Raw genomic sequence first — 26,184 nt, forward strand, 5'->3', positions numbered from 1 at the left:
GTATGTAGCAACGCAATCTCTGTCCGCTCGTTATGGGGCATGTCCCCTCACTAACCGACATCGCAAAAAAATTAATGCTAAATTTGCTTGGGTTTGTCATGGGGGGTCGAAGGTTCAAATCCTCTCACGCCGACCAATTCTTCTAGTGACACTCAATAAAGCATTCACTGGTTCCATTCTGGTAAGCTAAGTTGCTCTCCCATTTCAGTTGCCACTCGCCAGTAACCTCCTCTGGCAGAACCTTTTCGAATTAATACCCCTTGTTCTTTCAATTTAGAAATGTGTTTTTCTACCGCGCGCGACGAAATATTCAACACTTCAGCGACTCTGGCGGCACTCCATTCGGGTTGCTCATTTAATAGCCTAAGTACCATGTTTCGTGTGCTCGTGCCCGAATATCGACCTTTACCCGAACCGTTATCCGAACCTAACAGCGAACTTTTTACCGAACTCGATGCCATTTCACTGGAAAAATCATGCGAAATATTCGCTTCTTCCAGCACCTCTGCTTTGTCTTTTTCTTCTTTTACTGTGGTTGAAATACTCTGTTGCAAACAATCCAGAATAAACTCAACCATAAGACCTCTGTCATTTTCACTAATTGAGCGTCGCAAGCAATCAAGATATTCGTCTTTATTGAATTTAAAGATTTGCTCAAAGCTTAACCAGGCAACTGCCGGATGCCATTTAGCTAAAATAAGGCTAAACCAGAGTCTTCCAACACAACCGTTGGCAACAGAAAACGGCTGAATAAATTCGAACTGCTGTAAGAAAATAGCCGCTTTAATTAAAGGGTGTTCGTTGCTTTCGTCTAACCAGGACAATAAACTTCTTACCGACTTACCGGCCTGCCCCGCCGGAGCGGTCATATGAACCAGTTTGTTGTTGCGGTAAACGCCCATTCCCGTTGCGCGATAGCTTCCGGCACTGGGGGTTACTGCGGCGCAAATCATCTGGTGAGCGTTTTTAAGATCTGACTCCGAATGTAAATTCCACTCAGACAATTTTTTATAGGCTTCATCTAGACGAATACCCTCCAGCGGTTGTGACTGCTCATCCAGGCCTACCGACGCATGAGCTTTAATTGGCAATTGTTGAGACTTAAAATCTTCTAAATTGCTTTTATCGGATTCAAGTAATGCTAACCAACGGCCAAAGTCGGTGCTTATTTGCGCCACTAAATTCACGCATTTACTGGTAATCAAATAATCTGCTGCCATTTGTTATTAGTAACCTCTGGGGGTTACTCTCCGTTATTTTGTTAACGCACACACTCAGTCTAAAACACTTACACTGTAATATCAGCGAATACCGATTGCAGCCTTGCCACTTCACTTTCTTCCAGCAGAAGCATAGGTTGTTTCCCCCAGACTGGAGCAGGCCAGGCAGCGTCAGTTTGAAACCGCGCTATATGATGAACATGCAACTGCGGAACCTGATTTCCTAAAGCAGCGACATTAAGTTTATCGGGTTGGTATTCAGCCTTTAGCCAGTGGCATAGAAATCGGCTTTCTTTTAACAACTGCAGTTGATCGTCTTCAGAAAGGTCTATGGATTCGCGCACGTCTGCCACTTTAGGAACCAACAAAAACCACGGAAATTGCCTGTCATTCATGACTCTGACTTCGCATAGCGGCCAATCGGTTAAATGATAACTGTCTCTGGCTAATTCCGGAGCTAATGTATATTCCATAACCTACCCTTTTAATAACGTTTCAAGAAACCGTTTAAACAGTGCATTAGTTTGCGGCAAGCTGTCAATTAAACGGTGGTCATCATTCACCAGGTGTAACTCTGCCCTGGTTCTTTCCGCATAACGCCAACTGTTCTCAACAGGAACAATATCGTCGTTCCAGCCATGAACAATTTGAGTCTCACAAGGCGGTGTCAGTTCATCAAAATTTGCCTGACCACCTAAGTAAAAGGCCGGAGCCATTAAGAACAGCCCCCGGCTCTTTGTTTTAGCTGCAGCTACCGTTGCCACGTAACCGCCCATGCTGGAACCGACCAGTAAGAAATTTTCCGTTAGTGCTTCAATATATGTTGTGAGTTTTTCCACGCGCTGATCAGGATCATCAATACCCTGATAATCGACACTGGTTACGCTAAACCCCAAAGCTTCAGCGGTTTTTGCTAAAACTTTAATTTTGCTGCCCCAGGGGCCGCTCTCTTTTCCGTGATTAAAAATAACCTGCATTTAGCAATTACCTATATTTTGTGCTTAGATAAAACTATCAGAAATAACAATTAAGTAACAATGTAAGCTTTTATCATGATAGTCAAAACGTTCATTATAAAGAAAGGCGGTTACTATGACCTTTAACAAGCAACTTGTTGCGCTGTACACCGTATTATCTATAGTGGCTCTGTTTAGCTCAAGCAGCCTTGCCGAGCACGAAGACATTATCTGGGGAGTAAACTCCTCCCCGCCGTTTCATATATTTGATGGTAAATACGAAGAACAAGGCTTTTGCGATGCTTTAGTCAGCAGCTTTCAGCGCCAGCTACCGGAACTGTCGCACAAGGTCAGAAAGCTTCCCTCCCGCCGTATTACCATGCTTATGAAAAAGAACAAGAACCTCTGCTTTCCCTGCCTGATTAAAGGAGCAAGTTACAATTCCGAGTTTAATTACACCGACACAACTCACCGGTATCAACCACACGGTATCATCACCCGTGCTGACACCGCGGCCAGAATCATTGGAAAGTATGGCCAGCCAGTAGATTTTTCCAGCCTGGTTCAGGACTCAAATTTACGCTTTGCGCAACCGGCTGAACGCCGATACGGCCGCCTGCAGCCGCTACTGGAAGAGCACCTTATCGATTCAGATAATTTCAGTTTTATCAGCGGCGACAATGCCCACATCAACTTGCTGACTATGATAGTCAACGAGCGTATTGATTACACTATCGATTATGAAATGATTATGACTTACTACAACGAAACAGAATTTAAAAACAGCGGACTGGTGTTTTTGCCTATTGAAGAGTACGAGGGTGTGGTTATTGAGGGCGCGGTTGGTTGCAGTAATAATGAATGGGGACGTAAAGCTGTGCGACACCTTAATGAAGTCATCAATGAACTTAAAGCTGATCCGGACTTTCAAAAAAGCCTGGATCAGTGGTTAGGAACTAGTCGCCCAATGGTTGATTAAGCAAAGCGCTGTTGTAAATACTGGTTAATGTCATCGGACTCATACATCCACTGTACTTTATCGTCCTGCTCAATGCGCAAACACGGCACTTTAACTCTGCCGCCGCCATCTAACAGCTCTTGTCTGTGCTGCTCATTATTTTTCGCATCTCTTAACTCTATATTCAAATTAAGGCGGGCAATTTCCTTACGTACCTTGACGCAAAAAGGGCAAGCGGCAAATTGATAAAGAGCCAGCGACTTGCAGGCTTCATCTACCTGTTGTTGAGCCTCATCACTGCGGCTCTGGCCTTTTGGCGTGGTCAATTTTTCGACCAGTAAAACAATAGGCGTTAAAATAAGCCGTAGAGTACGAAAAAAGTAACGAATGATAATTCTCATAGAAATACAACCAGACTGCCTGTTAAAGATGCCGCTATTCTAACGTGTTTAAGGTAAAGCGTCAGTCTTTTAACTAAACGCTTTTCACTTTCCGTTTAAAGCTTCCGCGGCAATTTCTAACGACCTTAAACGAGCCTGATGATCAAAGGCATGGCAGGTAAGAATAACTTCATCTATACCGGTATCATCAATAAACTGATTAATATGCCGTTGAACTGAATCCTTAGTGCCAACCGCCGTATAGGTTAATGCATGATTCGCCCCGGCCAGTTCATGAGGCGCGGCAACCGTTCTTATGTCATCCACCGGTGCTTTTAAAGGCCCGGGTGTACCACGACGCAACGCAATAAACTGTTGTTGCATTGAGCTCATCATTTTTCGCGCATCGGTTTCGCTGTCTGCCGCAAAAACGTTCATTGCCGCAGCAACATAAGGTTTGCTGAGGTAACGCGACGGACGAAAGTTCTCGCGATACGCTTTTAATGCATGCTGCAAATAGTCTGGTGCAAAATGCGATGCAAAGGCATAAGGCAGACCTAAATGCGCTGCAAGCTGGGCGCCAAAAGTGCTTGAGCCGAGCAACCACACCGGAATTTTCTGTCCAAACCCGGGCACAGCTTTAATCGCATCACTTTCCTGCGCTTCTTCCAGGTAACCTAAAAGCTCCTGAACATCGTTAGGAAACTGCTCGGCGTCGTCGGGTTTACGTCTCAATGCCCGTAGGGTTCGGCCGTCTGTTCCCGGCGCTCGACCCAAACCAATATCAATACGTCCGGGGTACAGGGCATCCAACGTACCAAACTGCTCAGCCACCACAAAAGGCGCATGGTTAGGCAACATGACACCACCTGAACCTACCCGAATTTTATCGGTTTTGCCGGCAACATAACCTAAGGCAACAGCGGTTGCGGCCGAGGCAATTCCGGTCATATTGTGGTGCTCAGCCATCCAGAAGCGGTGGTAACCCCACCGCTCTGCATGCTGGGCTAAATCAGCAGAATTATGCAATGATTCAGCCACAGACCCACCTTCGGTAATAGGCGCTAAATCAAGAACTGAATATTTCATAACAAATTACAGCTCTTGCTTGGTTGGGCGAATGATCATTTCATTCACGTCAACTTGCTGAGGTTGCTCAATAGCAAACGTAATGGCACGGGCAATAGCCGCAGAATCAATAGCGTCTGAATACAAACTGTCAGCCATTTCTTTCGCGTCTTTGTCACTAATGTGGTCAGTCAGTTCTGTTGCTACAGCGCCCGGTGAAATATTGGTCGCGCGAATTTCACCATTAGATTCCTGACGAATGCCTTCGGAAATGGCTTTTACCGCAAACTTGGTTGCGCAATACACCGTTCCGCCGGCAAAGACTTTCTGACCTGCAACCGATGACAGGTTGATGATATGACCCACATGCTGTTCACGCATAACCGGTAATACAGCAGCTACGCCATATAGAACACCTTTAATGTTCACATCAATCATGGTGTCCCATTCGTCCACTTTCAGCGCATCGAGCGGGGCCAGTGGCATAAGTCCGGCGTTATTAATTAAAACATCAATGCGACCAAATTCTGCTTTGGTGTCATCAGCCAGTTTTTGAACCGCGGCTTTGTCGGTTACATCAACCACACGGTAAGCTGCCTGACCACCGTCTTTCTTAATTGACTCAGTCAATTCTTTTAGGCGATCTTCGCGACGCGCCGCTAACATCAGTTTTGCGCCTTTTGCTGCAAGCATACGAGCAGTCTCTTCTCCTAAGCCGCTGCTTGCGCCCGTAATAATTACAACTTTATCTTGTACTTCTGACATAGCTTTACCTCCGGTTAGTGCTATTGGTCAACTGCCCCTAACTGCTTTAATATCATCTCTTCAAAACGCAGTAGCGGCAGCATAGAACGCTGAACTTTGGCTCGCAGTAATGCTCCCTGCCAACCCGAAAGAATGAAGGCTCCCATCTGTTCGGTGTCAATGCACTGCTGAATTTGCTGTGCGTCTTGTGCAGCTTTTAAACACCGAGCAATACGCTGCTCCCAGTCAGAAAAAATGTCATCTAACCGTTCGCGAAATAAGTCACTCTGAGATGCCATTTCCTGACCCAGGTTGCCTATCAGACAGCCTTTGGAGAAATCACACGACTTTAAGTCCTCTACCGAGCGACGCAAATAGCTGCGCAAACGATCAACCGGCTCCAACGTCTCGTTAGCCAGAGTTTCGTCCATGCGTGCTTCATAATCCTCGGCGTAGGTTTCGATAACAGCCAGGCCAAAATCATTCTTACTTTTGAAGTAATGATAAAAGGAGCCCTTGGGCACCTGCGCCTCGCTCAGAATTTTATTCAAACCGGTGCTGCCGAACCCATGTATGGATATCAGGTCAGCACCGATTGTTATGATGTTTTGTCGTGTGTCATTCTTAGTCATGCGATCTATATTAGACCAGTCGTCTAGAAACTTCAAGATCAGTCTGTTAATTGCAACTATAGGGCTTCAGCAATGGGTTCCGGCCAGACACCGCACTGAACTTTAGCAATGTGGTCACTTTGTAAAATTTGCATAACCACCCGTGACTGACCTATTCCCCCTCCAATAGTTAAAGGCAATTCACCCGCTAACAAGGACTGATGCCAGGGTAGCTGGAGCTTTTCTTCCTGTTCGCTAATAGCCAACTGACGTTTTAATGCCTGCTGGTCAACACGTATCCCCATAGACGAAAGCTCCAGCGCGTCATCTAATGCCGGATGCCAGACAAGAATATCGCCGTTTAACCCCGTACTGCCCTGCTCGTTAACCGAACTCCAGTCATCGTAGTCCGGCGCTCTTACGTCATGTGCATGACCATGACTCAGCTCCCCGCCAATACCGACCAAAAATACTGCGCCATGTTGTTTAACCACTTTGCGCTCACGTTGTTTTGCAGTAAGGTCTGGATAGGCAGTAATTAAATCCTCTGCATGCACAACCTGTATTTTCTCCGGTAAGGTTCCGGTTCCACCGTGTTGTTCAATATATTGCTGCTCCGTTTGACGCAAAGCAGCGTAAATACGCTCGACGGTCTGGATCAGAAACGCCAGCGAACGCTGCTCTTCAGTAATGACTTTTTCCCAGTCCCACTGGTCAACGTAAACAGAATGTACGGAACTCAAAGCTTCTTCGTCAGGCCGCAAGGCTTTCATCTGGGTAACTATGCCCTCACCTGCACCAAAGCCGTAACGGCCAAGGGTAAAGCGTTTCCACTTAGCCAATGAATGAACTACTTCATAATCTTTGTCGGGCACGGCTTTTACTTTAACTGCAACCGCCTTTTCCCAGCCCGACAAATCGTCCTGAACACCACTGCCCAACTCACTTAGTAGTGGCGACTGCACTTCAATAAGCCCAAGCTGAAGCTGTAACTGCTGAGTAAAGCCGGATTTTACGAATTGAATTTTCTGTTGCTGTAACATGTATTGTGACTTCATAAATACTCCGAATCGTTAATAAAAGAATAGAAACACAATTCAATTAATACCTTTTAGAACTATTTATTCAATAACGTTTAACAAAAATAGCTTTACTTATTATTTTCCGTTAATTTATACCTAACTTAATTAACGAAGCTTTAATAAAACATGAAAAAATCACCTGAAAATTATCAAATCGATGATCTGGACCGTTCCATACTAAGAACTCTGATGGAAGACGCACGTATTCCTTACGCTGAGCTGGCCAAACGCTATAAGGTGAGTCCGGCCACTATTCACGTACGGGTTGAAAAAATGAAGCGTGCCGGGATTATTGAGGGTACGCGTTTACAGGTTAACGCCAAACGCTTAGGCTACGATGTCTGTTGTTTCATTGGCATTACGCTGAAAAGCGCGGGTGACTACCCGGCCGCAATTGAAAAACTGGAAAAGCTCGAAGAAGTTATTGAGGCTTACTACACTACCGGTCAGTACAACGTCTTTATTAAAATTATGACACCGTCAATAAACGAGCTACAACACACGCTAATCAATCGAATTCAGGCTATTGATGAAATACAATCGACGGAAACGCTCATTTCATTACAGCAGCCAATTAACCGGGACATACAGCCATGACAGCGCAGAACTGCATAAACAGTGGATAGAAGGCTTACTGGTTGACTACTACGACCCCATGTACGACTACCAAATGAAAAAGCGATAAGCATCGCTAAAAATCTGCGACCCGCCGAAAACAACAGTCAATGCGTTACGCTTTTGTTATGGTATTGTCATAATAACACCAAGGGGATTTATCTATGCTGAAGCGAATGTTAAGCCGTGTCACCGCGGCCGCATTGGTCATCGTTGCCCTGCCTTCTATGGCAGCAACAACAGACCTTTCTTACTATCTGCCACAGGATGTCAGTTACAACCCGGAAATTACCAAACCCAAAGATGTGCTGGGTTATCAGGTTGGTGAATGGCATGCCCGCCCCGAGCAAATTGTAAAGTATATGGAAGTTCTTGCCGAAGAGTCGGATCGTATTACGCTGGAAGTGACCGGTCGCACACATGAGCAGCGTCCTTTGTTACTTCTTACCGTCACCTCAGAAGACAACCACCGCAATATTGATGACGTTCGTGAGCGTCATTTGGCCGCAGCTGATCCAAACCGTGATGCCGACCCGGACAATACGCCGGTGGTCATGTATATGGGCTACAGTATTCACGGAGACGAATCGAGCGGTAGTAATGCAGCAATACTTTTTGCTTATTACCTTGCAGCCGCTGAAGGCGAAGCCGTAGATGAGCTTTTGAATGATTCAGTTATTCTGCTTGATCCGGCGTTTAACCCGGACGGTCTTGCTCGCTTCGCACAATGGGCAAACCAGCACCGCGGACAAAATTTAGTTGCGGATCCTCAGCATCGCGAACACGTGCAGCCGTTCACCCGAGGTCGGGTTAACCACTATTGGTTCGATATGAACCGCGACTGGCTGTTACTGCAACACCCTGAATCGCGCGCGCGTATCGCTAACTTTCAGAAATGGAAGCCAAACGTACTGACCGATTACCACGAAATGGGAACCAACAGCACGTATTTCTTCCAGCCGGGTATTCCGTCTCGTAAAAACCCATTAACGCCAGATGAAAACGTGCGCTTAACCGAAATTCTTGCGGCAGAACACGCCGACTCGCTGGATGATATTGGCAGCCTGTATTACACCGAAGAGTCATTTGATGACTTTTATTATGGCAAAGGCTCAACGTATCCGGATATTCAGGGAGCTGTCGGCATACTGTTCGAACAAGCTTCCAGCCGCGGGCACCTGCAGGACTCGGTTAATGGTGAAGTCAGCTTTCCGTTCACTATTCGTAACCAGTTTGTCGCCTCACTCAGTACCATTTACGGCACACACAAAAGCAAAAGTCGTTTTATTGAGTTTCAGGAGCGCGCTTACGATGAAGGTATGGAAGCAGCCAAAAAAGCCAAGTTTGAAGGTTATATAATTGGTGATTCAAGCGACCCGTCGCGTGTAGAAGGCTTACTGGAAATATTTAAACAGCACGGTATTAAAGCTTACCGTGTAGAAAAAGATATAGAGCAGAACGGTACTCAGTTTAAAGCCGGAAGCAGTTATTACATCCCTCTGGCTCAGGCTCAGTACGGTTTGATTCAGGGAATATTCAGTACGCGCAAGAACTTCCCGAACAATACCTTCTACGATGTTTCAGGCTGGACTCTGCCATTAGCCTTTAACGTGCCATTTGAGACTCATCGTGGTCGTATTCAAATTGCGGATAATGCCTGGGATGCGCCAAAACGCAAGACGTCGGCTCTCACTGATGCCTACGCTTACGCATTTAACTGGAACGATTACTTCGCTCCGGGTTTATTACAAGAGTTGCTGGAGCAGAACATTCACGTTCGTCAGACAACAAAACCCTTCACTGTAGAAGGTGAAAAAGGCCGTCAGGAGTTTGCAGCCGGTTCTATTGTTGTACCTAAAGCCTATCAGGAACGGGAATGGCGCGATGTACAACGTCGTCTGGCTACCGCAGCAAAAGAAAAAGGTATTCAGGTAACCTCTATCGAGACCGGATTAACACCTGAAGGTGTTGACCTGGGTAGCCGCAATATTCAACCGGTAGAAAAGCCCAGCGTAATGATGCTGACCGGCGAAGGGGTTAACCTTTACGAAGCTGGGGAAACCTGGTACTACCTTGACCGCCACGTAGGTATTCCATTGTCGATGGTTGATACTGAACGTCTGCCCAGCGCTGACTTAACCCGTTATAGCCATATTATTATGGTGGACGGACATTACAGCAATTTAGATAAACAACTGCGTAAAAAAATCCAAAACTGGGTAAGCCAGGGTGGAACAATAATTGGTCAGCGTGGTGGTGCTGAATGGTTAGCAGAAAATGGTCTTCTGCAAACTCGCTTTATTGATGATGCCGTCTTCCAGAGCGCTTTTACTAAAAAGCAGCTAAGTTACGAAGAGCGCGACGACTTCTACGCTGAACAGCGAATTGCCGGAGCGATATTCTCAATGGATGTCGATACTTCTCACCCATTATTCTTTGGCTTCCCGCGTGACCAAATGCCAGTATTCAAGAATTCGGCTGCCGCCATGGAAGAACCCGAGTCGCCTTTCGTTTCAGTCGCTCGCTATTCGGAGCAGCCTTTAATGAGTGGTTACACTGATGAGCGCAATCGCGAAATACTAAAAGGTAAAACCAATATTGCCGCCCATCGTTTAGGCAACGGTCAGGTAATTGGTTTTGCCGACAACATTAATTTCCGCGCCTATTTTTGGGGAACCGCTAAATTACTCAGTAATGCTATTTATTTAGCTCCCCGTATTCAGGTTTATGCGAAAAAACTGGACGATAAAGCGGCAGCTGATGCCGCCGCAGAAGCCCATTAATTAATTAGCTTTTGAGAAATAAAAACCGTTAGGACTTCCCGTCTTAGCGGTTTTTTTACACTTGGATATATTGGTTATTTTTCAAATCATGGTCTACCTTACTAATTGAATCTTCTAAATTAATCAGTGAGGTGAATATGTTACGTTGGGTTCTTATCTTTCTAGCCGTGGCTGTAGTTGCTGCTATTTTAGGCTTTGGTGGAATTGCCGGAACAGCAGCCGGAATAGCCAAAATTATCTTCTATATCTTTATTATCCTCTTTGCGATTTCTTTAGTTGTCCGCCTGCTTCAGGGTAATAAAAGGCTTTAAATGTTTTAGCCTTTGTTAGATATTAGACATTGGTCGTATGCCAACAGTTATTGAATCTACGATACAATAACTGTTGGCATTTTTCGTTATCTGTCTAACACTACAACAATGAGGCTCTTGCCATGAACGCAATCGTAATGATGGTTCTGGGTTTAGGCGCAATGTTTCTCGGTTACGTTTTTTACTCTAAATTCATTGCTGAGAAAATTTTTAAGCTTGATCCAGACTTCAGAACACCCGCTCACGAATTAGAAGACGGCGTCGACTTCGTCCCTACCAATAAATACGTTCTGTGGGGCCACCACTTTACTTCTGTAGCCGGTGCGGCACCTATTATTGGTCCTGCCATCGCGGTTATCTGGGGTTGGGTACCTGCTTTCTTATGGGTTATTTTCGGTACCATATTTTTTGCTGGCGTACACGATGCTGGCGCTATCTGGGCAAGTAACCGTAATAAAGCCAAATCTATCGGTAACCTGACCGGCGATGTTGTAGGCAAGCGCTCTCAAACGCTGTTTATGATCGTTATCTTCCTTGTGTTACTAATGGTTAACGCAGTGTTCGCCACCGCTATTTCGGGTCTGCTGATTAAATTCTCCAGCTCAGTAGTGCCAGTTTGGGGTGCTATTTTTGTCGCACTTATTATCGGACAAATTATTTTCCGTAAATGGATGGGCTTAGGTGCAATATCCATTATCGGTGTACTAGCGCTGTACGCACTTATCTGGGCAGGTCCATCATTCCCAATAGAGTTGCCGGAAACGGTAATGGGTATTAGCGACAACGCGCAATGGGTTCTTATCCTGTTTGGCTACGCAGCCATCGCTTCGTTACTACCTGTTTGGATGTTGCTTCAGCCACGTGATTACATCAACGGTCTGCAGCTTTTCATCGGTCTTATTTTGCTTTACGGCGCCACCTTATTACTGGCTCCGGAAATTTCAGCACCGGCCTTCAATAGCAACACTCCGGAAGGCACCCCATCAATGTTGCCGCTGTTGTTCGTGACCATAGCCTGTGGGGCAATTTCGGGCTTCCACGGTCTGGTTGCATCTGGCACAACCTCTAAGCAACTTGATAAAGAAACCGACGCCCGTTTTGTCGGATACTTTGGTGCGGTTGGTGAAGGCTCATTGTCGCTGGCGACTATCATCGCTGCCACAGCCGGTTTTGCAACATTAGCCGACTGGGAAGCGGTCTACTCTTCTTTCGGACAAGGCGGCGTATCAGCCTTTGTTGAAGGTGGCGCCAACATTATTAGTCAGGGGCTTGGCCTGGACATTGGCGTATCAGAAACCCTGCTGACGGTAATGGCTGTGCTTTTTGCCGGTACCACAATGGATACTGGATTACGTCTGCAACGCTATATTTTCCAGGAATGGGGAAACCTGTATAACATTAACTGGATGCAAAAAGCCTTTCCGGCAACGATGCTAGCTGTAGGAAGCTGCTTATTGTTAGCCTTCGGTGCTGGCGGCGCAGACGGTTCCGGCGGCTTAGTTATCTGGCCTCTGTTCGGTACCACAAACCAGTTATTAGCAGGGTTGACCTTGTTGGTTATTACGGTCATGTTGGTGCGCTTAGGCCGACCAATGTATTACACCTTAATACCGTTAATTTTCCTGTTGATAATGACAGTCTTCGCTCTTATTGTTCAGCTTAAAGATTTCTATAACAGCGGTGACTGGTTCTTAATGGGTCTGGATTTAGTGGTGCTGGTTGCCGCTATCTGGATTGCTCTTGAAGCTAGCGCAGGCTTAACTAAAATCCGTAAGGAACAAAAAGCCCAGAAGCAGCAATAAGAGTAACGGGAGTAAGTAGCATGAATATACAGTCAGTGCGCCGTTGGTTCAGCCGGGCAAGTGATTTGGCCAATGAGTTTTATAATGCGCCCTATCGCTCTGCTATTGCCCGGGCAAAGCGCGACGAAGACGATTTATTCATGCTACTGGTTTTTTCTGAAATGATGGGCGTGCCGAACCCGGCCGCCTATTATACTTTAGAGTTACAGCCATTAATGCTGGAACGTTTCCACGAATGGCATCAACGCATGGGGATGGAACACTCACCTCTTGATCACTTCCGTTGTTGCTAATTTTATAACCCGACCAAAAACAGGGTTCATTTCTCATGTTGTTAAGCGATAAAAAAGTTTTATTAGTTGGTGGTAAAGGCGGAGTTGGTAAAACAACCGTGTCTTCTGCTCTGGCGGTTCTTGCTGCACGCCAAGGTAAAAAGGTATTGCTGGTTTCAACCGACCCGGCGCATAGCCTGGCCGACGTATTCGACAAGAAAATCGGCGATAAAAAAACTGTTATGCGCGAAAATTTAACCGCATTAGAAATTGATCCTGACCACGAAGTTAAGGCTCATATTGAACGCGTCAGTTCTCAAATGAAGCGTTTTACAAACCCCGATCTCTTTCCCGAAATTGAACGCCAGATGCGTTTAACCCAGCAGTCTCCGGGAGCCCAGGAGGCTGCTTTGCTAGAGCGCATTTGCAACGTCATTGATGAAGCAGAGAAAGACTACGATTTGTTGATTTTTGACACAGCCCCGACCGGCCATACTTTGCGTTTACTGACATTACCCGAGGCTATGGCAGCCTGGACTCAGGGAATGCTGCGCTCGCAAAAGCGCTCTGAAGACTTTGATTCAGTCCTTGAACATTTATCACCCAAAGCCGGTAAAGATATTAATAACCCAATGGCTGACCCTCAAGACAATGCCAGCGACGGTATGAGTGACCGCACTAAAGCAATTACAGAACAACTATTAACACGACAGAGGCTTTTTCAACGAACCCGACGCTTATTGCAGGATAGCAGTTACACATCCATTCTGTTTGTGTTAACACCAGAACGTCTCCCTATTCAGGAAACTGATCGGGCACTGCAGTCGTTAACCGCGGAGAAGTTACCCGTTGGTGGTGTTGTCATTAATAGAATATTGCCTGAACAGGCCGACGGCAGCTTTTTGGCCAAACGCAGGCTTCAGGAAAAAACTTACATAGAAGACATTCACAAACGTTTTAAAGCATGGCGAAATTACTCTCTTTATCTATTAGAAGAAGATGTCCAAGGTCTTGATGCATTAGAAGCCTTTGCAAATAATCTGGAGCAAGCAGGATTTTCTGCCTAACTGCCATTTTTTTGTCATCGCTTTCTCTAATAATACGTATACAGTGTGATTGTTGTTAATTAAGGAGAAGACTATGCGCGCTGTAGGATACAAAGAATCACTTCCGGCCGAAGATCCAAGTTCACTGCTGGATATTACTGTCGATGATCCGGTTCCCGGAGCCAACGATTTACTGGTTAAAGTTAAAGCCGTAGCCGTTAACCCGGTTGATACCAAAATCAGAATGCGCATGGCGCCTGAATCTGGCCACAAAATTATTGGCTGGGATGCAGTCGGGGAAGTTGTCTCTGCCGGAGATAAAGTAACAGGTTTTAAAACCGGAGACCGTGTTTGGTACGCGGGGGACTTGACCCGACCAGGTTGTAACGCGCAATTGCAAACCGTCGATTATCGCATTGTAGGCAAAGCACCGGAGAACCTCGATGACACTCAGGCAGCCGCCCTTCCACTGACCAGCATTACTGCCTGGGAAATTCTGTTTGATCGCTTACAGGTTGATAAACCCTCACCGCACAACAAAAGAACGTTATTAATCATTGGCGGAGCCGGTGGCGTTGGTTCGGTCTTAATTCAGCTTGCCGCGCAGCTAACCGATGTCACCGTTATCGCTACGGCCTCCCGCGCAGAGTCTCAACAATGGGTAAAAGCTCTGGGGGCTGACCACGTTATCAATCATTACGACGACTTAGCTGAGCAGATAGAGTCTGTTGGCGCCTCTCCGGTAACCGATGTGGCCTGTTTGACTCATAGCGAACAGTATTTCGCACAATGCATGAAATTAATGGCTCCTCAGGGTCGCTTTTGCCTTATAGATGATCCGTCAGAAAGTATCGACATTACCCTGATGAAACAAAAAAGTATCAGCTTGCACTGGGAGTTTATGTTTACCCGTTCTATGTTTACTACAGCAGACATGATAAAGCAGCAGGAATTACTGAACCATATTGCGAAAATGGTCGAAAAAGGCCAAATTCGTTCGACTCTGGGTAAAAGCTTTGGCGAAATGAATGCGAATAATCTTCGGAAGGCGCATCAGGCATTAGAAAGTCAGAAAACCATCGGAAAAATAGCGCTAACTGTCGCTGAATAGTTTTACAAACATACATGAATGTATGTATAATTCCGGATTGATATAAATTAATAGGTCAGAGGTAATTTAATGAACACGCGTTTTAGGTTTGCCCCCATTTTTGCCGCGAGTCTTCTGTTAACGGGAGCACTAACCGCATGCAGCGACCAACAACAGCAGCAACAAGGCCAGCAGCAAGCAGCTCAGGTTGATGTGATTACCGTAACGCCTGAGTCAATCAGCCTTAGTACCGATTTACCTGGACGTACAGCTGCCTACCGAGTTGCTCAGGTGCGTCCACAAGTTAGTGGTGTATTGCTGAAACGGACTTTTGAAGAAGGAACTTTTGTAGAGAAAGGACAACAACTCTATCAAATTGATCCTGCCGTTTACGAAGCAGAATTAGCCAGCGCCAAAGCTGAAGTTGAAAGCGCCAAAGCTGTGCTGCGCAGCTCGGAACTTCGTTATAAACGCTTTCAGGAATTACTTGAAGAGAACGCTGTCAGTCAAGACGAATTTGATAGTGCAGAAGCCACTTTTTATCAAAACAAAGCGGCTGTTTCAGTCGCTGAAGCCCAGTTAAAAAATGCCCGTATTAATCTTGAATATACAAAAGTCAACGCCCCTATTAACGGTGTCATTGGCCGCTCTAATTTCACTGAAGGTGCATTATTAACGGCGTCGCAGACTGAGCCTTTGGTTACGATTAATCAACTGGATCCAATTTATGTTGATATCAACCAGTCCAGTAAACAATTTATGGAATTACAGGCTGATATAAAATCTGGCCGTATTCAGGCGAACGAGAAAGGTAACGCACCCGTTCGTCTAAAATTAAATGGTCTGGATTACGATCAAAAAGGTGAGCTGCTTTTTTCTGAAGTCAGTGTCGATGAGGATACAGGAGCAATTCTATTACGTGCTGAATTCCCTAACCCGGATAAAACGCTGTATCCCGGCATGTTTGTGCGTGCTGAAGTGAGTGAAGGCACTATTAACTCAGCCATTAAAGTACCACAAACAGCCGTAACTCGAGACCCCAGAGGACGACCTTATGTCATGCTGGTAAATGATGACAAAAAAGTTGAACAACGGATGATAACGACAGAACGCGCTGTAGGCAGCAGTTGGTTAGTATCTGAAGGCCTTAAAGAAGGCGATACCGTTATCACTTCAGGTCTGCAAAAAATTCGTCCGGGCGCATCGGTGACTATCGATTCATCTAACTCTGAACAGCAGCAGTAAGGGAAGTCAGTAATGGCCAAGTTTTTTATAAATCGCCCGATATTTGCCTGGGTTATCGCGCTGCTGACCATGATGGCCGGTGCTATCGCGATGCTGCAGCTACCTATAGCTCAGTATCCGACTATCGCTCCGCCTGCAGTCGAAATTCAGGTGAGTTACCCTGGCGCTAACGCCGAAACCGTTTCAAATACCGTAACCAAAGTGATTGAGCAGAATATGACAGGTATAGATAACCTGCTCTACTTCTCTTCTCAGAGCAACTTTGGCAACGGTACCGTTAGTCTGACTTTTGCTTCAGGAACGGATCCTGATATTGCTCAGGTGCAAGTTCAGAATAAGCTTTCTCAGGCAACCCCCCAGTTGCCTCAGGCAGTTCAGGCTCAGGGCATTACCGTTAGTAAAGCAAGTAGCTCATTCTTAATGGTAGCCGCACTCGTGGCCTCAGACGACCGTTACTCTCAAACCGACTTAAGTGACTATATTGCGTCAAATATTCAGGATCCTATAGCCCGTACAACCGGCGTTGGTAACGTTCAGCTCTTTGGCTCGCCCTACTCAATGAGAATTTGGGTAGACCCGTCAGCGCTGGTTAACTACGGCATGACAATGGCTGACCTTAAAAGTGCTATTCAGGCACAAAATGCTCAGGTTGCTGCCGGTGAACTCGGTGGTACCCCAGCCGTAGAGGGACAACGTCTAAACGCAACCATTATTGCGCAAACTCGTATGTCTGATGTCTCTGAGTTTGAAAACATCACCTTAAAAGTGTTGTCCGATGGTTCGCAAGTCCTTCTTAAAGACGTTGCTGAGGTCGAAAAAGGCGCAGAAAACTATTCCATTCAGGCCAATTATAACGGTAAGCCGGCAACAGGTCTGGCAATTAACTTGCAGACCGGCGCTAACGCCCTGGAAACAGCCGATGCGGTAAAAGCGCGAATGGCTGAACTGGAAGAGTTTTTCCCTGATGGAATGGAGTTGGTTACAGCGTACGATACGACTCCCTTTATCAAAATCTCAATTTCAGAAGTTGCGCAGGTTTTAATAGAAGCCATTATTCTGGTCTTCCTGCTGATGTTCGTTTTCCTGCAGAACCTACGCGCTACCTTAATACCCACCTTAGCAATACCGGTGGTTATTCTGGGAACCATGGGGGTCATGGCATTAGCTGGTTTCTCAATTAACACCCTGACCATGTTCGGTATGGTGTTGTCCATCGGCCTGTTGGTTGATGATGCCATCGTGGTTGTAGAGAACGTTGAGCGCTTAATGTCTGAAGAGGGCTTGTCACCCAAGCAGGCAACGATTAAGTCGATGGGACAAATTACCGGTGCACTTGTTGCTATCGGTGTTGTTATGGCCGCGGTATTCGCACCTATGGCCTTTTTCCCAGGCTCGACTGGTGCCGTTTACCGACAGTTCTCACTGACCATCATTACCTCGATGGGTCTGTCTGTTCTCGTCGCAATCGTGTTCTCACCAGCATTGTGTGCCACCCTGCTGAAACCGGTTAAGCACGACAAAAGCAGTGGCTGGGGCCCGCTTGGTTGGTTCAACCGTACCTTAGAAAAATGGACCGATAAGTACACCAATACCATTCACTCAATTTTACGTCGTACCGTACGGTTTGGCGTACTTTACCTGGGTATTATTGGTATTCTGGTGTTCTTATTCATGAAATTGCCAGCGGCCTTCTTGCCCGACGAAGATCGCGGCGTATTCTTGACTCAGATGCAGTTACCGGTCGGTTCGACTATTGAGCAGTCGGTTAATACCATGGACAAAATAGAAAACTATTACCTTAACCAGGAAGATGCGGTTCAGTCAGTATTTTCTGTTGTTGGTTTCAGTTTCTCAGGACGAAGTCAGGCTAATGGTATCGCCTTCGTGCGTTTGAAAGACTGGAGCGAACGTGACGAAAGCCAGAGTGTTAATGCCGTTATAGGCAGAGCTTTTGGGTTCTTCGCTGGTATTAAAGAGGCGATGATATTTGCCTTTAACCTGCCACCTATTCCAGAACTTGGTGTTTCCAGTGGTTTCAACCTGTTCCTGCAGGATCGCGGTAACCTGGGTCATGCAGGTTTACTCGAAGCCCGTAACCAATTGCTGGGTATGGCAGGACAGAACGACAAGCTGGTACAGGTACGTCCAAATGGTCTTGAAGATGCGCCACAGTTGCGTATTGATATCGACTTTGAAAAAGCTCAGGCGCTGGGACTGACTATTACCAATATCAATGAAACCTTAAGCACAGCCTGGGGCTCATCCTACGTTAACGACTTTATCGATCGGGGCCGGGTTAAAAAGGTCTATCTGCAGGGCGAAGCGGAATCGCGTATGTTGCCTGAAGATATCAACGAATGGTATGTCAAGAATAACCAGGGTGATATGGTGCCATTTAGCTCATTCTCGAGTTGGGAATGGACTTATGGTGCCCAGCGAGTTGAAAGCTATAACGGTGTTTCTGCAATGGAAATCCAGGGGCAGGCAGCTCCGGGAGTCAGTACCGGCGAAGCCATGATTGAAATGGAAAAGATGATTGCTAAGCTTCCTCCGGGTATTGGTTTCGAATGGACAGGTATTTCTTTACAAGAGCGTCAATCCGGTGATTTTGCGCCGATCCTTTATAGCGTATCGCTGATTGTTGTATTCCTGTTCCTGGCAGCCCTGTACGAAAGCTGGTCAATACCATTCTCAGTCATGCTGGTTGTCCCTCTGGGTATTCTGGGTGCTGTCGTTGCTGTTATGCTTCGCGGTATTTCTAACGATGTTTACTTCCAGGTAGGTCTGCTGACAACCGTTGGGGTGTCGGCAAGGAACGCCATACTGATCGTTGAGTTTGCGAAAGACTTGCAGGCTCAGGGTAAAGAACTACTGGATGCCACTCTGGAAGCCGTACGCTTACGTCTGCGCCCTATCCTTATGACGTCCTTAGCCTTTATCTTTGGTGTTATGCCTCTGGCGCTAAGCGATGGTGCAGGTGCAGCAAGCCGTAATGCCATCGGTACCAGTGTTATAGGCGGGATGATTGGTGGTACTGTACTGGCAATCTTCTTCGTACCATTATTCTTCTATGTTGTACGGCGAATATTCCCGCCTAAGCAAGCTGAAGAATAACGAATAGCGGATACAAAAAACCCGGAGCTTAAACTCCGGGTTTTCTTTTTAAAACGACAACTTGTTAAGCTGCTTTTTTAAAGACCAAGCGTTTTTGTCCACCGTAACTCAACAAGAAGACTAAGCCTTCCGCTAATGGCTTACCAATAAAGGGAGTAACACCAAGGTAGCGGAACGCCTCTGTAAGGCCGTAATTAGCTGCCACTAAGACAATGGCGAGACAACTGTATTTAGTTGCATCCCAGGCAACATGAGACCCTTGTTTGAATACCCATTGGCGATTCAAAGAAAAGTTGAACACCCCGGATATAACTCGAGCCAGAACAATAGATTCCAACACCTGACCGGAGAAAAAGTAAGCTGTTGCAAAAACGGAGTAATCCAGGCCGGCAGACAAAATCCCAATACTCGCAAACTTTAAAAACTTTTGGTAAATTTTTATCGAGTCGATTACTGGTCGGTAATGACTTGTTTCATTACCCTCTTCATAAACCGTGGTTATTTCCTGAGAATTTATGCGATAGCCGCAGCGCTTAGCCGAAAGCAGCATTTCTAATTCAAACTCATAACCTGAACTGGTAAAGTGAACTAACTTTTCAAGAAAACCCAAAGGAATTCCGCGCAGCCCTGTTTGGGTATCTTTAATGTCCTGCCCCGTTACCAGTCGAAAAATAACCCGGGTAAATTTATTACCGAGTCTGGAACGAAAAGGAATGTCTTTTTCATCGAAAGTGCGGCTACCCAGCCATAGCTTATCCGGGTATCCTTTTAGGCAGGTACAGATAGCAAGAATGTCTTTAGCCAAATGTTGGCCGTCCGCATCTGCTGTGACAGCACCGGAACAGCGTTCATCACTTTGCTTGATGATCCAGTCAAAAGCCGTGCGCAATGCAGCGCCTTTTCCCTTATTTTGCTCATGGCTTAGAACATGAACACGATGGCGATCAGCCAGTTGCTGAAAAACGTCTGAGGAGCGACTACCGTCATCAACAACAATAATACCCAGATAGTGATTCCATTCTGGATCTTCAGTGGTAATTCTATCAATAAGCTCCAGCAAGTGCTGGTCGGGATCCAGCGCCGGAATAACAATATAAGGTTTTTTCATTCCAGCACTGGACCTTTGTTTCTATGGTTTTTTGTCCTGATCTTCTTTGACTTCGTACTCTCCATCAATAACCGAGCCACGGTCTTCCTTATTATTTTCATAATGTTCTTGTTGTTTTTGATGCTGCCGCTGTTGCTCCTGATAATGCTGCTTCGCTTGTTTACGCATGCGCCAGACCTGTTTAATAGTATGACGTTGACGCCACATAACCGGAATCATCAGCACAAATAGTACGGCCGCGATGACCATGCCAAAAGCCAGCCCAAGGCCTATCAGAACCAATAACAAAAAAAGGCCCAGCAAACGGCTGAGCCAGTTACCGGAGGATGAACCTCCGGCGCGTGAACCCTGGTTGAAACGGACATAAACTTTATCTCGTTTATGAGTCATAACTGCTCCTAAAAAATGACTACAAAGCTAAGACAACATAAGGCACAGACCGTTCCTACAAGGTTATCTTAACGTCTATTTACGCATATCTTCTGTTGCTTTACGTGCCGCTTCAAATTCATTACCCGGTGCCCATTGAGGCCATTCACGTGAGTTTGCTAACTCATTACCGATTGAATAAAAAACGGACATATCCTGCTGTACACCACGTAAATCCCAGTTTTCATCAAATTCATCAGCCGGTTTATGATAAGCATCGCGGTTAAATATAGCACGCTGCTCTTCAGTCCACTCACGGCCTTTTTCAACATGGTCATTGCCGCCTTTAGCGTAAAGCATTGGAACACCTCTTTTCGCCAGATTAAAATGATCTGAGCGATAGAATGAACCCACTTCAGGAGTTGGCTCAGGTGCTACATAACGATCTTGGGCCTTTACGTAGCGTTTCAAGTAGTCTTCCATAGAAGAATTGCCATAACCTACGACAACCATGTCTTTCATCGGCCCATAAACATTCATAACGTCCATATTGATACCACCAACGGCTTTGCCCAGTGGCAGCATTGGATGCGACGCGTACCAGTCAGAACCAAGCAGGCCACTCTCTTCTGCACCGACCGCAGCAAACACAATAGAGCGCTCTGGTTGTGGCTCTTTGGCAAACTGCTCAGCCATAGCCATTAATGCAGCCGTGCCCGAGGCATTATCCTGCGCACCATTATAGATAGGATCATCTTCACGCACCGGATCGGTTCCCAGATGGTCATGGTGAGCCATATAAATAACGTGTTCTTCTGGATACTTAGAGCCTTCGATGTAACCAATCACGTTATTGGTATCTAAATATTCAAATTTGTTTTTAACCGTCAATGAGGCTTCAATGTTCAGCGGCTGAGGCTTGAAGTCACCACTTAAAGCCAACTCTCGCATTTGCTCTAAATTTTTCCCAACACTGGCGAATAACGCGTTAGCGCTTTCTTCTGTCACCCAACCTTCAATGGCTGAGCGGTCCATATTCTTGTTTTCACGTTTTAAGTCAAAACGCACTGGAGAACCACCAGCAACAACGCCCCAACCGTAACCGGCAGGCCCTGTTTCGTGTATTACAAACGCGGCTTTAGCTCCCTGACGCGCGGCTTCTTCATATTTGTATGTCCAGCGCCCATAATACGTCATGGCATTACCATTAAATAGCTCTGAATCTCCGGTTGCATAACCCGGGTCATTCACCAGCATAACAACGGTCTTACCTTCAACGTCCAGTCCTTCGTAGTCATTCCAGTCGTATTCAGGAGCAACAATGCCGTATCCGACAAAAACGACGTCGCTGTTTTCGACGTTAACTTCGTCAACCACACGCGGTGTCCACGCCATCATTTCAGTACGATACTTCATAGACTCGGGTGCTGAATCACCAGCAAAGTTCAGAGAACTCACTTTATACGGCATCAATTTGACTAAGGGGACGGGCTGACGGTAGCTGTCATTTTCCTGGTCATACGGCTTCAAGCCCCACTCCCGAAAATTATTTTCAATAAAGCTAACCGCTTTCTCGCCGCCGGCTGACGCAGGTGCGCGCCCTTCAAACTCGTCAGAAGATAACGTCTTTAGATAATCCCGGTAATTGGGGTTAAAAGCTGAATCCTGTATATCGGCAACCGCTTTATCTGTTTCTTTGTTTGACTCGTTTGCCGGCCCGCAGGCAGCTAGAACACTTAAGCTCAGTGCTCCTAATATGACGTACTTCATGGTTTCTCCTTTTTTATTACTCTTCATTATTATTTTTTACCCTATTTTTGCTTACAACTTTCGCCCTCAGCTTTTCTTAATTGATCGCCCATGCGAATATCATGCTCAGCAAAGAATCCGCCATTTACCTCAAGCACACTCCAGTAGTTTTTCCCCGGAGAATAGCTTCGGCATTGCGTCGGATCATCGCTGCCGCAAGGTCGCATCGTGAAAGTTTTCACAATACGGCCCTGTCGATCAAGGTAAGCAATATCTAATGGAATTAATGTCTGATACATCCAGAAACCACTGTAGCCCGGACGTTCATTGCCGTAACGGAACCACATACCTTTATACTCGCCCAGTGACTCACGCTGCATTAACCCCCGCGCTTGTTGCTGCTGATTATCTGCCAGCTCGACGGTTAAAGGTTGTTCAAGTTCGCCCAGACAAACTTCGGTTTTATCAAATTCTTGTGGTTCAGGAACATTCCATTGTTGCGCCATACCGCAAAAAGGTAAGGCGCTGATTAACATAAAAAGCACTCGATAGTTCATTCGCTTGACCCTGTCATAATCAGTAACTCTGATTTTGTCCTATCCAGTGGGAGATCGCAATTCAAACCTCAACTCGAGCAGGACAGTTCAGAGACCTGCTCCTCAGCTGTTGGCGGCTTCGCCCAGGGGCTTTCGCGTAAACGTTCAGAAAAGGGGTTCATTAAAGCCTGCACATAGTCATGTAATAACGAGTCGTCACCGGCTTCTGCAGCATCGATAACCCGCTGCGCGTGGTGTGTTCTGACAATAACCCAGGGGTTAACTTGCTTCATCACGTCAATATCGCTCTTTCCGTTTACCACGTTATTGTATTCCTGCCACCAGCTGTCACCGCTTCGTGCCAACAACCCTTTCGGCTCTTTCGCTTCAAGCGAGTCAATTAAGTCACGGAACGCCAATTGATAATCGGCCTGGTTCACTTCCAGCAGACTTAACCAGCCGCCAACTAACTGCATTCTCTCTTTGGCCGGTACTGACGACATCCCCAGACGCTTTGTCATTCGGTTTAAGTAAGCTTTTCGAAGTTCAGGTTCGTAGGTGTCCAGCGCCGCCCTTAGTTTATCTGCCTCAATTAAAGGACTAACTGCCTGAGCCAGTCGCTGTAAATTCCAGAGTCCGACTCCCGGTTGTTGCAAAAGCCCGTAACGCCCGCCTGCATCAGTATGATTAAAAATCTTTTCGGGCTGGTAATCATCCAGAAAGGCATAGGGACCAAAGTCGAAGGTTTCGCCAGCTAAACTCATATTGTCGGTATTCATTACACCATGAATAAAACCATAAGCCTGCCACGCAGCAATCATCTCAGCGGTACTTTTAATCACCTGCGAAAATTGTTCCTCGATATCCGCATCTGCTAAGTGTGGCCAGGTCACTTCTATGGTGTCCTGCCAGAGGTTGTGCATGGTATCTTCCAGTCCGCGGTGAAAACAGTGTTCAAAATGACCAAAACGGACATGCGTCGTCGCTGTGCGGGCCAGCATTGCGCCGGGTTCAACCCGCTCCCGTTGTATCTTACCTTGTGTCGAAATTAAGGCCAAAGCGCGCGTTGTCGGAATAGTTAGCGCGTGCAGCGCTTCGCTTGCCAGCAACTCCCGTATAGAAGAGCGCAACACCGCCCTGCCATCTGCACCCCGGCTGTACGGAGTCGGTCCGGCACCTTTTATATGGATATCAGTTATTTTATCTCCCACTACGGCCTGACCCAGCAGCAGGCCGCGACCATCGCCCAAATAAGGATTAAAATGTCCGAACTGATGCCCTGCGTATTTTTGCGCAACCGGGTCACTTCCCGGCCAGGGCTCTAGCCCTCCCAACCACTGAAGCAATTCAGCCGGCGGCGTTTCTCCATTGGTTAATTCAGCCCATAATGAACGGTTTAACCAACGTAAATTGACCTCGCCATCGGGCTTTATTGGCTGGCGAGTTGTAATTTCCGGGAACTTACGGGCAAAGCGGTTATCAAAAACTATTGGCATACATCCTCCTGCTAAATAGATTGTTACACAGTCAGCGAGGCTTGCATAACTCATAATAAATCAGCTAAGGTCGCAACGTTTGGCCATTGGCAGCAAAGGAAGCCACATGCAACTTCATTCTTTACGACGTATCACCGCAATAGGCGGTGGCCACGGTCTCGGTCGGGTACTGTCGACTCTGTCGTTTATGAAACATAAGTTAGTCGGTATTGTAGCAACCACAGATAACGGCGGCGCAACCGGTTTGTTACGTGAGTCACAACACTGCATTGCCTGGGGGGATATCCGCAACTGCCTGTCACAACTTGTTGAACAACCGCTAGCGGCCGAAGTACTGAATTATCGTTTTGATTGCACATCGTCACTGCATGGTCATAACTTCGGCAACTTGCTGCTTTATACGCTGGACCAGCTCAGTGCCCGCCCGTTAGATGGTATACAGCTCTTAAGTCGTTTGCTGAACGTCGATAATCGCATACTTCCTATGTCGGAATGCCCGACCGATCTCATTGCGACAACCAACGATGGCATTCAGTGTCATGGTGAAATACGCATTGATAAACTGCCGGTTATGCCACGCAAGCTCTCCTTATCCGGCAGCGTTACTGCAACCCCCGAAGCAATACGCCATATTCGAAGCAGTCAGTTAATCCTGCTGGGGCCGGGAAGTTTCATGACCTCGGTTATGCCACCGTTACTCGTTAGTGGTATTCGCGATGCCTTACGGACAACTCAGGCCAAAGTGGTGTTTATTGATAATCTGGTGGATGAAAACGGCCCTGCTGGCAAGCTTAGCCTGGCTGAAAAAGTCGGCTTTATTGAGGAGCAATTGGGTAAGCAGGTTATCGACTTAGTTTTAAGCAACAAGCAAGAAAAAGACCTAAAATTACCGGTTATTGGCGGTTTGCAGAGTGATGAAGATGTCTACTACCGCCATAATACAAGCAATTTACTGGCTAAACTGGAAGAAGCCGCGAAACAACTCCTGGTGGAGAGTGCTTAGCCGCCGTCAGCTGAAATACGCGAAGCCACGGCGCTGTGCTGATCCCGATATTTAGCATCTTCACGCTTGTTGTAGGGCCTTGCACAAGGGCCACTGAGCTTCTCAAAACTAATAGCACCTATCTTCATACCCGCTCGTAATGCCAAAGGTAACTTACCGCTATTAAAGAACTCCAGAACAATTTGTCCTGACCAACCCGGGTCAATCCGGTGAGCCGTTACATGTACCATCAATCCTAAACGCGCTAATGACGAGCGACCGTCTAACCAACCCACCATATCGGCCGGCAAGGTAATAGACTCATGTGTTACTGCTAAAGCAAATTCGCCAGGGTGAATAAAAAAAGCCTGGTCATCTTTAAGCACAATTTCATCACTCATGACTTCCTGAATTGCCGCTTCAATAGCTTCGCGCGAGCCGCTAATATCTATAAAAGGTGCCGCATGATCCTGCAGCACACGAAAATCGTTGCCTAAATGAATATCTAGTGTAACGCCTGAGATATTATTGGCTTGGGGTGCAGGTTCGACACCTATAATTCCATCTTTCAAATGCTGTTCTATTTCAGTGTCGTTTAGGCGCATGGTTCATCGTTCTCCGTGTTGTCATTTAAGACCCTAAGGCCA

25 protein-coding genes are annotated in these 26,184 nt (G+C 46.5%); 11 read left to right on the plus strand and 14 right to left on the minus strand.

Annotation, left to right across the window (positions count from 1 at the left end; genetic code table 11):
• Positions 1 to 164 precede the first annotated feature (164 nt).
• From ACP7H9_RS02105 to ACP7H9_RS02115, 3 genes are all read right to left on the minus strand, one after another.
• Positions 165 to 1,220: a Fic family protein gene (locus tag ACP7H9_RS02105; RefSeq protein ID WP_439222137.1), complete on the minus strand. Its 1,056-nt coding sequence runs from the start codon at positions 1,218 to 1,220 to the stop codon at positions 165 to 167.
• 68 nt (positions 1,221 to 1,288) lie between these two features.
• Positions 1,289 to 1,693, minus strand: a complete 405-nt coding sequence (locus ACP7H9_RS02110) for an HIT domain-containing protein (RefSeq protein ID WP_439222138.1) — start codon at positions 1,691 to 1,693, stop codon at positions 1,289 to 1,291.
• Between the two features lie 3 nt (positions 1,694 to 1,696).
• Positions 1,697 to 2,197: an alpha/beta hydrolase gene (locus tag ACP7H9_RS02115; protein ID WP_439222139.1), complete on the minus strand. Its 501-nt coding sequence runs from the start codon at positions 2,195 to 2,197 to the stop codon at positions 1,697 to 1,699.
• 115 nt (positions 2,198 to 2,312) lie between these two features.
• Between ACP7H9_RS02115 and ACP7H9_RS02120 the strand changes: the two genes are divergently transcribed.
• A complete protein-coding gene (locus ACP7H9_RS02120; RefSeq protein ID WP_110014006.1) occupies positions 2,313 to 3,155 on the plus strand; it encodes a TIGR02285 family protein in 843 nt (280 codons plus the stop codon).
• Here the strand turns inward: ACP7H9_RS02120 and ACP7H9_RS02125 are convergent.
• The 5 genes from ACP7H9_RS02125 to asnA form a co-directional block, all read right to left on the minus strand.
• Positions 3,152 to 3,535: a glutathione S-transferase N-terminal domain-containing protein gene (locus ACP7H9_RS02125; RefSeq protein WP_011233941.1), complete on the minus strand. Its 384-nt coding sequence runs from the start codon at positions 3,533 to 3,535 to the stop codon at positions 3,152 to 3,154. The two genes, ACP7H9_RS02120 and ACP7H9_RS02125, sit on opposite strands and share 4 nt — an antisense overlap.
• Positions 3,536 to 3,619: 84 nt before the next feature.
• On the minus strand, positions 3,620 to 4,603 hold the full coding sequence (locus ACP7H9_RS02130; RefSeq protein ID WP_110014007.1) for an LLM class flavin-dependent oxidoreductase: 984 nt from the start codon (positions 4,601 to 4,603) through the stop codon (positions 3,620 to 3,622).
• A 6-nt stretch (positions 4,604 to 4,609) separates the two neighbouring features.
• Entirely contained in the window at positions 4,610 to 5,347 is a 738-nt protein-coding gene (locus ACP7H9_RS02135; protein ID WP_011233943.1) for an SDR family oxidoreductase, read from the minus strand.
• A gap of 20 nt (positions 5,348 to 5,367) precedes the next feature.
• Positions 5,368 to 5,958 (minus strand): TetR/AcrR family transcriptional regulator, encoded by a 591-nt coding sequence (locus ACP7H9_RS02140; protein WP_016341287.1) that lies wholly within the window; start codon positions 5,956 to 5,958, stop codon positions 5,368 to 5,370.
• A gap of 56 nt (positions 5,959 to 6,014) precedes the next feature.
• Entirely contained in the window at positions 6,015 to 6,995 is a 981-nt protein-coding gene (asnA, locus tag ACP7H9_RS02145) for an aspartate--ammonia ligase (protein ID WP_439222140.1), read from the minus strand.
• A 150-nt stretch (positions 6,996 to 7,145) separates the two neighbouring features.
• Here asnA and asnC point away from each other — a divergent pair, with 150 nt between their 5' ends.
• The 9 genes from asnC (at position 7,146) to ACP7H9_RS02190 (ending at position 19,297) form a co-directional block, all read left to right on the plus strand.
• Complete coding sequence (gene asnC / locus ACP7H9_RS02150) at positions 7,146 to 7,616, plus strand: transcriptional regulator AsnC (RefSeq protein ID WP_110014010.1); 471 nt, start codon at positions 7,146 to 7,148, stop codon at positions 7,614 to 7,616.
• 182 nt (positions 7,617 to 7,798) lie between these two features.
• Positions 7,799 to 10,417: a M14 family zinc carboxypeptidase gene (locus ACP7H9_RS02155; RefSeq protein ID WP_439222141.1), complete on the plus strand. Its 2,619-nt coding sequence runs from the start codon at positions 7,799 to 7,801 to the stop codon at positions 10,415 to 10,417.
• 137 nt (positions 10,418 to 10,554) lie between these two features.
• Positions 10,555 to 10,728 carry a DUF1328 domain-containing protein gene (locus ACP7H9_RS02160; RefSeq protein WP_016341288.1) on the plus strand — a complete coding sequence of 58 codons (174 nt, stop codon included), beginning with the start codon at positions 10,555 to 10,557 and terminating at the stop codon, positions 10,726 to 10,728.
• A 122-nt stretch (positions 10,729 to 10,850) separates the two neighbouring features.
• Positions 10,851 to 12,530 carry a carbon starvation CstA family protein gene (locus ACP7H9_RS02165; protein WP_110014012.1) on the plus strand — a complete coding sequence of 560 codons (1,680 nt, stop codon included), beginning with the start codon at positions 10,851 to 10,853 and terminating at the stop codon, positions 12,528 to 12,530.
• Between the two features lie 20 nt (positions 12,531 to 12,550).
• Positions 12,551 to 12,823, plus strand: coding sequence for a cory-CC-star protein (locus tag ACP7H9_RS02170; protein WP_011233950.1), 273 nt, complete (start codon positions 12,551 to 12,553; stop codon positions 12,821 to 12,823).
• Between the two features lie 35 nt (positions 12,824 to 12,858).
• Positions 12,859 to 13,869: an ArsA family ATPase gene (locus tag ACP7H9_RS02175; protein WP_439222142.1), complete on the plus strand. Its 1,011-nt coding sequence runs from the start codon at positions 12,859 to 12,861 to the stop codon at positions 13,867 to 13,869.
• A gap of 73 nt (positions 13,870 to 13,942) precedes the next feature.
• Positions 13,943 to 14,959, plus strand: a complete 1,017-nt coding sequence (locus ACP7H9_RS02180) for a zinc-binding alcohol dehydrogenase family protein (RefSeq protein ID WP_011233952.1) — start codon at positions 13,943 to 13,945, stop codon at positions 14,957 to 14,959.
• Positions 14,960 to 15,028: 69 nt separating this feature from the next.
• Complete coding sequence (locus ACP7H9_RS02185) at positions 15,029 to 16,183, plus strand: efflux RND transporter periplasmic adaptor subunit (protein WP_011233953.1); 1,155 nt, start codon at positions 15,029 to 15,031, stop codon at positions 16,181 to 16,183.
• Positions 16,184 to 16,195: 12 nt separating this feature from the next.
• Entirely contained in the window at positions 16,196 to 19,297 is a 3,102-nt protein-coding gene (locus ACP7H9_RS02190; RefSeq protein ID WP_110014016.1) for an efflux RND transporter permease subunit, read from the plus strand.
• A gap of 64 nt (positions 19,298 to 19,361) precedes the next feature.
• Here ACP7H9_RS02190 and ACP7H9_RS02195 read toward each other — a convergent pair whose 3' ends face one another.
• The 5 genes from ACP7H9_RS02195 to ACP7H9_RS02215 form a co-directional block, all read right to left on the minus strand.
• Positions 19,362 to 20,405, minus strand: coding sequence for a bifunctional glycosyltransferase family 2/GtrA family protein (locus ACP7H9_RS02195; RefSeq protein WP_114981376.1), 1,044 nt, complete (start codon positions 20,403 to 20,405; stop codon positions 19,362 to 19,364).
• A 21-nt stretch (positions 20,406 to 20,426) separates the two neighbouring features.
• A complete protein-coding gene (locus tag ACP7H9_RS02200; RefSeq protein WP_114981377.1) occupies positions 20,427 to 20,795 on the minus strand; it encodes a hypothetical protein in 369 nt (122 codons plus the stop codon).
• 75 nt (positions 20,796 to 20,870) lie between these two features.
• A complete protein-coding gene (locus ACP7H9_RS02205) occupies positions 20,871 to 22,544 on the minus strand; it encodes a M28 family metallopeptidase (protein WP_114981378.1) in 1,674 nt (557 codons plus the stop codon).
• 41 nt (positions 22,545 to 22,585) lie between these two features.
• A complete protein-coding gene (locus ACP7H9_RS02210; RefSeq protein ID WP_227016298.1) occupies positions 22,586 to 23,059 on the minus strand; it encodes a DUF192 domain-containing protein in 474 nt (157 codons plus the stop codon).
• Between the two features lie 89 nt (positions 23,060 to 23,148).
• Positions 23,149 to 24,555, minus strand: a complete 1,407-nt coding sequence (locus tag ACP7H9_RS02215) for a protein adenylyltransferase SelO (RefSeq protein ID WP_414018443.1) — start codon at positions 24,553 to 24,555, stop codon at positions 23,149 to 23,151.
• 106 nt (positions 24,556 to 24,661) lie between these two features.
• Here ACP7H9_RS02215 and ACP7H9_RS02220 point away from each other — a divergent pair, with 106 nt between their 5' ends.
• Positions 24,662 to 25,558, plus strand: a complete 897-nt coding sequence (locus tag ACP7H9_RS02220; protein WP_414018444.1) for a gluconeogenesis factor YvcK family protein — start codon at positions 24,662 to 24,664, stop codon at positions 25,556 to 25,558.
• Here the strand turns inward: ACP7H9_RS02220 and dcd are convergent.
• Positions 25,555 to 26,142, minus strand: coding sequence for a dCTP deaminase (dcd, locus tag ACP7H9_RS02225; protein ID WP_011233961.1), 588 nt, complete (start codon positions 26,140 to 26,142; stop codon positions 25,555 to 25,557). The genes ACP7H9_RS02220 and dcd overlap by 4 nt on opposite strands.
• Positions 26,143 to 26,184: the final 42 nt, after the last annotated feature.

Source organism: Idiomarina sp. ST20R2A10, from assembly GCF_051842345.1.
Classification (GTDB): Bacteria; Pseudomonadota; Gammaproteobacteria; order Enterobacterales; family Alteromonadaceae; genus Idiomarina; species Idiomarina loihiensis.

What these genes read in the sequence shown, in the direction of transcription:
- ACP7H9_RS02215 (WP_414018443.1), bottom strand. Translation starts at nt 24,555, where the DNA reads ATGCCAATAGTTTTTGATAACCGCTTTGCCCGTAAGTTCCCGGAAATT.
- ACP7H9_RS02110 (WP_439222138.1), bottom strand. Translation starts at nt 1,693, where the DNA reads ATGGAATATACATTAGCTCCGGAATTAGCCAGAGACAGTTATCATTTA.
- ACP7H9_RS02210 (WP_227016298.1), bottom strand. Translation starts at nt 23,059, where the DNA reads ATGTTAATCAGCGCCTTACCTTTTTGCGGTATGGCGCAACAATGGAAT.
- ACP7H9_RS02165 (WP_110014012.1), top strand. Translation starts at nt 10,851, where the DNA reads ATGAACGCAATCGTAATGATGGTTCTGGGTTTAGGCGCAATGTTTCTC.
- ACP7H9_RS02180 (WP_011233952.1), top strand. Translation starts at nt 13,943, where the DNA reads ATGCGCGCTGTAGGATACAAAGAATCACTTCCGGCCGAAGATCCAAGT.
- ACP7H9_RS02115 (WP_439222139.1), bottom strand. Translation starts at nt 2,197, where the DNA reads ATGCAGGTTATTTTTAATCACGGAAAAGAGAGCGGCCCCTGGGGCAGC.
- ACP7H9_RS02170 (WP_011233950.1), top strand. Translation starts at nt 12,551, where the DNA reads ATGAATATACAGTCAGTGCGCCGTTGGTTCAGCCGGGCAAGTGATTTG.
- ACP7H9_RS02140 (WP_016341287.1), bottom strand. Translation starts at nt 5,958, where the DNA reads ATGACTAAGAATGACACACGACAAAACATCATAACAATCGGTGCTGAC.
- dcd (WP_011233961.1), bottom strand. Translation starts at nt 26,142, where the DNA reads ATGCGCCTAAACGACACTGAAATAGAACAGCATTTGAAAGATGGAATT.
- ACP7H9_RS02125 (WP_011233941.1), bottom strand. Translation starts at nt 3,535, where the DNA reads ATGAGAATTATCATTCGTTACTTTTTTCGTACTCTACGGCTTATTTTA.
- ACP7H9_RS02205 (WP_114981378.1), bottom strand. Translation starts at nt 22,544, where the DNA reads ATGAAGTACGTCATATTAGGAGCACTGAGCTTAAGTGTTCTAGCTGCC.
- asnC (WP_110014010.1), top strand. Translation starts at nt 7,146, where the DNA reads ATGAAAAAATCACCTGAAAATTATCAAATCGATGATCTGGACCGTTCC.
- ACP7H9_RS02185 (WP_011233953.1), top strand. Translation starts at nt 15,029, where the DNA reads ATGAACACGCGTTTTAGGTTTGCCCCCATTTTTGCCGCGAGTCTTCTG.
- ACP7H9_RS02160 (WP_016341288.1), top strand. Translation starts at nt 10,555, where the DNA reads ATGTTACGTTGGGTTCTTATCTTTCTAGCCGTGGCTGTAGTTGCTGCT.
- ACP7H9_RS02195 (WP_114981376.1), bottom strand. Translation starts at nt 20,405, where the DNA reads ATGAAAAAACCTTATATTGTTATTCCGGCGCTGGATCCCGACCAGCAC.
- ACP7H9_RS02175 (WP_439222142.1), top strand. Translation starts at nt 12,859, where the DNA reads ATGTTGTTAAGCGATAAAAAAGTTTTATTAGTTGGTGGTAAAGGCGGA.
- ACP7H9_RS02135 (WP_011233943.1), bottom strand. Translation starts at nt 5,347, where the DNA reads ATGTCAGAAGTACAAGATAAAGTTGTAATTATTACGGGCGCAAGCAGC.
- asnA (WP_439222140.1), bottom strand. Translation starts at nt 6,995, where the DNA reads ATGAAGTCACAATACATGTTACAGCAACAGAAAATTCAATTCGTAAAA.
- ACP7H9_RS02105 (WP_439222137.1), bottom strand. Translation starts at nt 1,220, where the DNA reads ATGGCAGCAGATTATTTGATTACCAGTAAATGCGTGAATTTAGTGGCG.
- ACP7H9_RS02120 (WP_110014006.1), top strand. Translation starts at nt 2,313, where the DNA reads ATGACCTTTAACAAGCAACTTGTTGCGCTGTACACCGTATTATCTATA.
- ACP7H9_RS02220 (WP_414018444.1), top strand. Translation starts at nt 24,662, where the DNA reads ATGCAACTTCATTCTTTACGACGTATCACCGCAATAGGCGGTGGCCAC.
- ACP7H9_RS02155 (WP_439222141.1), top strand. Translation starts at nt 7,799, where the DNA reads ATGCTGAAGCGAATGTTAAGCCGTGTCACCGCGGCCGCATTGGTCATC.
- ACP7H9_RS02200 (WP_114981377.1), bottom strand. Translation starts at nt 20,795, where the DNA reads ATGACTCATAAACGAGATAAAGTTTATGTCCGTTTCAACCAGGGTTCA.
- ACP7H9_RS02130 (WP_110014007.1), bottom strand. Translation starts at nt 4,603, where the DNA reads ATGAAATATTCAGTTCTTGATTTAGCGCCTATTACCGAAGGTGGGTCT.
- ACP7H9_RS02190 (WP_110014016.1), top strand. Translation starts at nt 16,196, where the DNA reads ATGGCCAAGTTTTTTATAAATCGCCCGATATTTGCCTGGGTTATCGCG.